Below are 8,234 nucleotides of genomic sequence, written 5' to 3'. Positions count from 1 at the left end.
ATATCCAGGTCATACGTCATGAACATACATTAAAATTTGCACAATGAAATCTCAATATCTTGCGCCTTCTTAAGGCTTTGCCCTTTTGGGTCAAATTGGTAAGAGGTGCAAGGTATGTAAAATTGGAGACACCGACTCTAAGTTACAGGTATATTTTTTGTAAAAAGTTAAATTTTTTCCGTGCTTTTTCGTCCTCTCTGTTTAAATAGATGCTAATTATGCGTAGTTTTTCGTAAAATAAATATTAAATTAAATTTAAGACGGATATCATAGCTTTACGGGGAAAAAGCACTATATTAAAAAGAGTAAAGATCCGTAAACTAGATAACTTAGCCGTTAGCTGCGCGATCGCCACTAATATGTCTACATTACCTAAACTAGCCCAGAACATAGCATTGCTGAGCCAGAAACGAGCAACCGGAGAATGGCTTCTCAACAGCAGCAACAGCGAATGGAAGCTAAACTTCTATCGCGGTCACCTCCTCTGTACTCCTGGAGGTTTTCATCGCTGCCGACGGTGGCAAAGAGCTCTCAAGCAAAATTGCCCTGACTTCGTACCGGAAGAAACTTCTCTTAACGAACCTTGGGAGTACCAGCTGCTAAACGTTGGGCTCGCTCAAAAACAGCTTAGCATCACTCAAGCCAAAGCTGTTATTCGCACGATGGCGGAGGAAGTTTTATTTTCTCTAGCTTGCCATTCAGTTACAGGCAGTCGTTGGTTGCCCAGCAAACAACCTAATGTTGAAATTTTATCATCTTTACCGTTGCCCTCAGAAGAGATAGAGCAAAGTATCAAAAAAGTTCAACACCTGTGGCAACAATGGCAAAAAGCGAGTTTAGACAACATTTTACCCGAACAGGTACCTGTTTGGAAAGAGCCTCCTAAAGAGCAAAATTGGAGCCTACAAAAATTACTCAACGGAGACAACACCCTTTGGGATATTGCTTATCAGCTGAAGCGTCCTGTTACAAACGTAACTCTCTCCTTGCTTCCTTTGATTAAGCGGGGTGCTGTAGAACTAAAAGAAGTACCGGATTTGTCCTCACCAATTTTAAAGCAAACCAAGAAAAAAGTTCGATCGACGAGTGCGGGCGAGAGTGCCTCTAGCAATAAACAACCCTTGATTGCCTGTATTGATGACAGCCCTGTAGTTGCACAAACCTTAGAAAAAATCCTGGCACCGGCTGGGTATCGAGTGCTGAAAATAACCGAACCGTTGCGGCAAATGTCTGCACTCGTCAAGCACAAACCAGACTTAATTTTTCTCGACCTGCTCATGCCTGATGCCAGCGGTTATAACATCTGCACATTTTTGCGGAAAACACCAATGTTTCAGAAAACGCCAATTATTATTCTCACCAGTAGAGATAGCGTTGTGAATCGCGGTCAAGCCAAATTGACTGGAGCTTCTGACTTTTTGAGCAAACCGCCAGAACCTGAAAAAGTTTTACAAGTAATCCAGAAGTACTTGTCTGTCGATCGGCAACCATAGGCGTCAGTTCTTACCGTAAAGTTTGATGTAATTTTTGTTATCTTATAATTAAGATAAATGGGAAATTTTGGTGTAGCATATGGCAACAATTTTAGTTGTAGAAGATAGCATAACCGAAGCGCAATTTATCTGTAATTCTCTTCGGGAAGTAGGACTAAATACTATTACAGTTAACACCGCAGAAGCGGCAAAAGTAATAGTTTCTCAAAAAAAGATCGATGCTATTCTATTGGATGTTGTTTTGCCTGGAGAAAGCGGGTTTGGGTTTTGTAGGAAGCTAAAAAGCGAAGATAAAACCAGCCATATACCGATTATAATTTGCTCCAGCAAAAATGGAAAAATAGATCAAACTTGGGGTTTAAAACAGGGAGCTTCTGCTTATTTAACTAAACCCTTAGATCGGGAAGAACTTCTGCAAACAGTCCAACGCTTTATCCAATCTTAAATAGCAAAAATGCAATTTCTCAGCTTCTATCTCACGCCCGAAAATAAAGCAGTACTGCCAACAGATCGGCTAGCTGAAGTGTTTAGTTTAGAGCCCAGTCACGTTACGCCTATACCCGATATGCCCGCAGGTGTTATGGGCGTTTGTAACTGGCGATCGCAAGTTTTATGGCTGGTAGATCTAGCTTATCTATTAGGGATCGGTTCCCTTTTTTCCCAAGATTTGGATTATCAAAAATATACCATCGTGGTAGTTCGCAATAAAAGTAAAGTTTTGGGCTTAGCAGTTAAGGAATTGGGCAATATGATGGGTTACGATCGCTCCCAAATCCAGCCACCCCCAAAAATTGCCATGCCCCAGATGCAGGTGTTAACCTTATGTCTAAAAGGTCAGATAATCAACCCGAACGGCGAAAATATGCTGATTTTAGATGCAAATCCCATTATGGAATTTTTAGCCAAACATCGACATCAATAATACTTTTACGTTCTGTCAAATAGGGTCTAGGGGTAAAATTTAAGCCAATCGACGACAAAATATAACAAGGTTTCTCACATGGATCGGACATCTACCAAAACTTCAACCTCAAATAGTACTATCAATTCTGAAGAGCAAGGGAATTTAATTTCACTGTCTTCTTCATCGGAAATTCTCCCAGTAGCGCCAAATGCCGAAACCAGTGCAGTGGCGTTACAAGATCCCTCAGATTCCTTGCCAGTTACAAGCAATTCAATATCTCCAAACAAACTAATCGATACCCTAGCACTGGAGATCGAAACTGGATGGTGGAAAAAACTGAGTTTGAAAAATAAAGCCACAATCGGTGCGATCGCGATCGCTACCATGCCAACATTGATAATAGGCATAACCAGCTATTATTCTGCCGACAAATTAGCTGGTGTAGTAATTGGCACAGGCTTTTCTGTAGCGATAGGGAGTGCGATCGCCATTTTCCTCGTTAACCGCGCCATTTTTCCCATATTGCTAGCAGCAGCTGCCGTCAAGCAACTCGGACAAGGTAAACTCGATACGCGCATTAACTTTGAAGCAAAAGACGAACTCGGCATCTTAGGATCTAACATCAACCAACTAGCAGATCGATTGCAAACGCTATTAGCAGAAAAAGAAGCAGCCGCCAGACGAGATAGGTTACTGGGCGACATAGCTTGGAGAGCGCGTCAAGCCACAGATACCCAAGAACTGACAAACAGAATTCTGGCTGGGATTCGACGAATTTTAAATGTCGATCGCGCTTTAATTTATCGTTTCAATTCAGACTGGAGCGGCACAATAGTTGCCGAGTCAGTCGGTGCCGGGTGGACGAAAGCTCTCGACGAACAAATTGACGACCCCTGTTTTCGCGCTCGTTATGTCCCCCAGTACCAAAATGGGCGCGTTCGTGCGATCGACAATATATACAACGAACCGGGATTAACCGATTGTCACATTCGTACCTTAGAACAATTTGAAGTCAAAGCTAATCTCGTCGCCCCCATGCGGAAAGACGATCGACTGGTAGGTTTGCTCATAGTTCATCAATGTTCCAGTCCGCGTAATTGGCAGCAGTCAGAAATTGATTTTTTGCTGCAAGTAGCCATACAAATTGAATACGCTCTCGACCACGTTGGTTTTATCAAAGAATTAGAAAAATCCCGCCAAGAAGCTGAAGCAAAGTCTGCCGAACAACGTCAACAAAAAGAAGCATTGCAAGCACAATTAGAAAAATTTCTGCAACAGATAGAAGGAGCTTTTCAAGGAGATTTAACAGTTCGCGCTGGCGTAACTGCTGGCGAACTGGGAACCGTAGCTGACTTTTTCAACGCCTTGATCGAGAACTTACAGCACATTGTTATGCAAGTGCAATCATCTGCCGATGCGGTAACGCAAACAGCCAAGGTGAGCGAAGTAGACGTAAATACGCTTTCCGATGAAGCGAGACGGCAGTCAGAGTCGATCGCTGCTATTTTAGAGCAAATTCAAATCATGGCAAATTCCATCCAGAAAGTTGCCAGCAGCGCCCAGCAAGCAGCACTCAAAGTTCAGGAGGCAAATCAAACATTAAAAGTGGGTGACAAAGCCATGAACAAAACAGTAGATGGGATTTTAACCATCCAAAAAACAGTTGAAGAAACAGCCTTAAAAGTCAAACGCTTGGGCGAATCTTCTCAAAAAATCTCCAGAGTCAGTAGCCTGATCAAAGATTTAGCCAATCAAACAAACATTTTGGCGCTCAATGCTTCCATTGAAGCTACAGGATCTGGTAAACAAAGCCAAGGATTTGCTATTGTCGCCGAAGAAGTACGTACATTGGCAGAACAATCAGCCGGCGCTGCCAAAGAAATTGAACAAATTGTTGAAGAAATTCAAATCGAAACCAACGAAGTTGTCGCCGCGATGGAAGCTGGAATTGCACAGGTAAGTACCGGCACCAACCTTGTCAAAACAACAAGAGCCAAACTGACTTCGATCGCCGCAGTCAGCGCTCAAATTCGCACCCTTGTTGAAGATATGGCTTCTTCCGCAACATCGCAAATGCAGACATCCAGCAACCTCAGCCAAAGTATACAGGAAGTAGCTACTATTGCCAATCAAACTTCAGAACAATCCCAAGCTGTAGCCGACTCATTCACAAAACTTTTAGGAGTCGCCGATGAACTTCAAGAAAGCGTCGCCCAGTTCAGAGTAAAATAAGACTTTAAGGGTGTCCCCTGACACCCAAAATTTTTTTAATTACTTCATCTAAAATACGAAACTGCAAGAGTAACTAATTAGCTATAACTCTGCGTAACTCTGCGTTAACCTTTGCGTACTTTGCGTTAAAAATATCAAAAAAGATGATGATTGAAATAGAAGTTGATGATGAAACTTACCAATTTTTTGTCCAAGAATCCTTGGAATTACTACAACGCCTTGAAGAAGGATTGCTAACTTTACAGCAAGACCATAGCATCAAAAAACTACACAACCTCATGCGATCGGCTCATTCTATCAAAGGAGGAGCGGGCTGTGTCGGTTTAACTGGGATTCAAACTTTAGCTCATCAGCTAGAAAATGGATTGAGGGCGTTATATAGAGAAGATATTAAATTCGATCGCGAACTGGAAGAGCTGCTGTTGCAAGCTTACGATACGCTGCGATCTCCTCTGATGGAGCAAATTCAAACGGGCAAATGCTCTACTGATGGCGCGATCGAAAAGATAAAACTGATAAGTAGCCAACTGGAGCGTCAACTCGGTCATAGCTTGGAGGAAGAAACCCAACTTCCTGAAATGGAAATGGACGTAGATATCGCGCAGTTTCTTTTTACTGAAGAAGTGGCACAGGGACTGGCTCGCTGGTCAGCTCTTTTAAGTAATTCCCAAACATCAGAATTAGTACCAAAATTAAAGGAGCAAGCAGAAGTTTTTGGCAGTATTGGGGAACTGTTGAATCTCCCCGGTTTTGTCGCTATTGCTAAAACAAGTATCTCGGCGTTGCAAGCTAATCCTGAGCAAGTGAAGAAGATTGGAAAACTAGCTGGTGCTGATTTTCGGGCAGCGCAAGCGGCAGTTTTAAAAGGCGATCGTTCAACAGGAGGAAGTCCCTCCGCTGAGTTAGTAAAACTCGCGCAAACTACTCAATTAAAAGCTAAAACTAGCAACGGTAATCGAATGCGATCGCAACCAAAAGCTAAATCCTCAACTAAATCGCTTTTGGAAGATTTGGAGCAAACTTCTAGCCAAATTCAAAACTTACAAGAATCAACATCATCCTTACTCGAATATCTCGACAAAACTTCTACTGAAGTTGGGATATCGCCAAAGGTATCTGAGTCAGAATCATCGCTGCTGGCCGATTTGGAAAATGGCTTAAACAGAAACAGTAACGGCTCCCCAAAACCGCCATCTCCAATTCCAAATATAAAACCTCCAGTAACTAAACCGTCGCTGAAAACAGAAAGTAAAAACGGCTTCGCTCGCAATGGCAGTGTCAAAATAGAATCTGCGGATGTAACCGTTCCTCTTTCCCCAGTTAATTTGAAATTGGAGGCGACTGAAGAAAAACAAGAACCTGCTAGCGATCGCCATTCCAAATTGGCAGTTCGAGTCGATTTAGAACGGCTGGAACTTGTCAATAATTTAGTTGGCGATTTAGTCACTCAAGAAAACAGCTTTCTCCTGCAACATCAGCAACAGAAAGAAATTGTTGATGCGATCGCACAGAAATTGAACCGCTTCCATAAACAAAGCCGCAATTATTTGAACAGGGTAGTCACTCCACCATCTCCCCACAGTACGAGAAGGGGAGTAGAGGAGAAAGAAGAATTAACAATTAATAATTATCAATTACTGGTTTCCTTAACACAAACAATAGGAGAAGAAATCGCACAACTGCAAGAAGCCATTCAAGATATGGCTTTAACCCAACAGCAAGTGCAACAAATTATCAAAAAAAGGCAACAAACTCTCAAGCAGCTGCAAACAAATATCCTAGAGGCTCGGATGCTGCCTTTGGGAAACCTACTGAACCGATTTCCTCGCATGGTGCGAGACTTGGCGGGAAGCCACAAACAAGTCAACCTGCGGCTAATTGGGATGTCTACATTAATCGACAAAGCAATTTTAGAAAAACTTTACGACCCATTAATTCATCTGGTACGCAATGCTTTAGATCACGGGATCGAGACCCTTAAAGTGCGTCAGCAACAAGGAAAATCAGCAACAGGTACTATTACTATCACCGCTTACCATCGAGGCAATCACACCTATATTGAAGTGCAAGATGACGGTCAAGGTATTGATGTAGAAAAAATTGCTCGTCGTGTTGCGGCTTTAAATTTGCTGTCTGCATCTGAGGCATCTAAATTGCCAAAAAAACGCTTGTATGAATATATATTTGTTCCTGGTTTTTCCACTGCTGCTAAAGTGAGCGAACTTTCTGGCCGAGGAGTCGGCTTAGAGGCGGTACGTTTGCAAGTCGCTGCTTTAAAAGGCTCGATCGCGGTTAATTCCGACGCAGGAAAAGGAACTACTTTTATCTTGCGTTTGCCTTTTACTTTGACAGTTACTAGGTTATTGATTTTCACTGTTAACAATAATCTCTTGGCAATTCCTGTAGATGCCCTGGCAGCGATCGCCTTAGCGCCACAAAACCAAATAGAAACCCGTCAAGGGCAAGATTTTTACCGTTGGCAAGGGCAACTAATTCCTGTCTATTCGGAATCTGTTATATCTGCCTATAATTATCCGAGCACGGCAGCGGCTTTCTGGCAACGCAGGGCTTCTTACCTTTGGCAGGAATCTCAGAAAGTTACTCTGTTGTTGATCTCGCAAAATTCTCAAGTTATTGCCTTAAAAATAGACCAAATTTTAATGGAACAGGATCTTGTAATTAAACCTTTTGGTGAGGTAATGATGCCACCTCCTTATCTCTATGCTTGTACAATTTTGGGCGATGGGCGTATGGTTCCTGTAATCGATAGCCAACAGTTAGCAGCTTGGCTTCAACAACAGAAATCGCTGGCAAATACTCCTATTTTGGATTTACCAATACCGCCAAATTTAAATTCTGTTGCTAGCTCATCAACATCTACCGTTTTGGTAATTGATGATTCGCTCACGATGAGGAAGAGTCTGTCTTTGACTCTTAGCAAAGGGGGATATCAAGTATTGCAAGCTCGCAATGGTTGGGAGGCGATCGAACAATTACGCCAAAACCCCGAAATTAAAGCGATCGTCTCTGATGTTGAAATGCCCCAAATGAACGGGTTTGAATTTCTCAGTCGCTGTCGCAAAGAGTTTGCCGATCGTCAGTTACCTATCATTATGCTGACATCCCGCAGTAGCGAAAGGTATCGTTTGTTAGCTAAAAAATTAGGAGCAACTGCTTATTTAACTAAACCATATTTAGATAAGCAGTTGCACAATACTTTAAAAGCTTGTTTGCAATAAAAGTAAATCTGCTACTTTGATAAATGACTGAATTTATTGAACTTGGGTGATGCGAATAAGGTATGGAGTAAACTTGTCTTTTTGATAAGAGCCAATCCAAATGCTATAAGTCCCAGCTAGCCACTGACCGGCAATGCCAGCATTTTTTTTGTTGTTGTCGTCATTACACCAAGTTCCGCCTGGGCCTTTAATTATTAAGGTGGTGTCTTCTGGACTGTCAACCTGAAGGCGCAGATAATTAAAACCAGAAGTCAGAACTAAAGTATGACTGGGATTGCTACCCACAAAGCCCACACAAGGGCCATTTGGTGTTTCCTGAACACCAGCAATGTCGGCAGCACGTTGAGAACCACCGCTAATACCTCT

General features: G+C 42.4%; 5 protein-coding genes and 1 pseudogene. 5 read left to right on the top strand and 1 reads right to left on the bottom strand.

Features of this window, described 5'->3' with window-relative positions; translation table 11 throughout:
* Positions 1-359 precede the first annotated feature (359 nt).
* The 5 genes from H6S82_RS10715 to H6S82_RS10695 all read left to right on the top strand — a co-directional run bounded on the left by H6S82_RS10715 (position 360) and on the right by H6S82_RS10695 (position 7,868).
* Positions 360-1,493: a response regulator gene (locus tag H6S82_RS10715; RefSeq protein ID WP_190466274.1), complete on the top strand. Its 1,134-nt coding sequence runs from the start codon at positions 360-362 to the stop codon at positions 1,491-1,493.
* A gap of 79 nt (positions 1,494-1,572) precedes the next feature.
* Positions 1,573-1,938 carry a response regulator gene (locus H6S82_RS10710; RefSeq protein ID WP_190466277.1) on the top strand — a complete coding sequence of 122 codons (366 nt, stop codon included), beginning with the start codon at positions 1,573-1,575 and terminating at the stop codon, positions 1,936-1,938.
* Positions 1,939-1,947: 9 nt separating this feature from the next.
* The gene (locus tag H6S82_RS10705) at positions 1,948-2,415 is read left to right on the top strand and encodes a chemotaxis protein CheW (RefSeq protein WP_190466282.1); all 468 of its coding nucleotides are present in this window, start codon (positions 1,948-1,950) and stop codon (positions 2,413-2,415) included.
* Between the two features lie 78 nt (positions 2,416-2,493).
* Entirely contained in the window at positions 2,494-4,629 is a 2,136-nt protein-coding gene (locus H6S82_RS10700; protein WP_191056212.1) for a methyl-accepting chemotaxis protein, read from the top strand.
* A 143-nt stretch (positions 4,630-4,772) separates the two neighbouring features.
* Positions 4,773-7,868 carry a response regulator gene (locus H6S82_RS10695; RefSeq protein ID WP_190466288.1) on the top strand — a complete coding sequence of 1,032 codons (3,096 nt, stop codon included), beginning with the start codon at positions 4,773-4,775 and terminating at the stop codon, positions 7,866-7,868.
* 33 nt (positions 7,869-7,901) lie between these two features.
* Here H6S82_RS10695 and H6S82_RS10690 read toward each other — a convergent pair.
* Positions 7,902-8,234: pseudogene (locus H6S82_RS10690) on the bottom strand (hypothetical protein); the annotation flags it as partial.

Origin of the sequence: Planktothrix sp. FACHB-1355, assembly GCF_014748295.1 — a bacterium.
GTDB classification, from domain to species: Bacteria; Cyanobacteriota; Cyanobacteriia; order Cyanobacteriales; family Aerosakkonemataceae; genus Aerosakkonema; species Aerosakkonema funiforme_A.
Note: the sequence above shows the minus strand (reverse complement) of the source record. Positions and strands in the feature narration are given on the sequence as shown.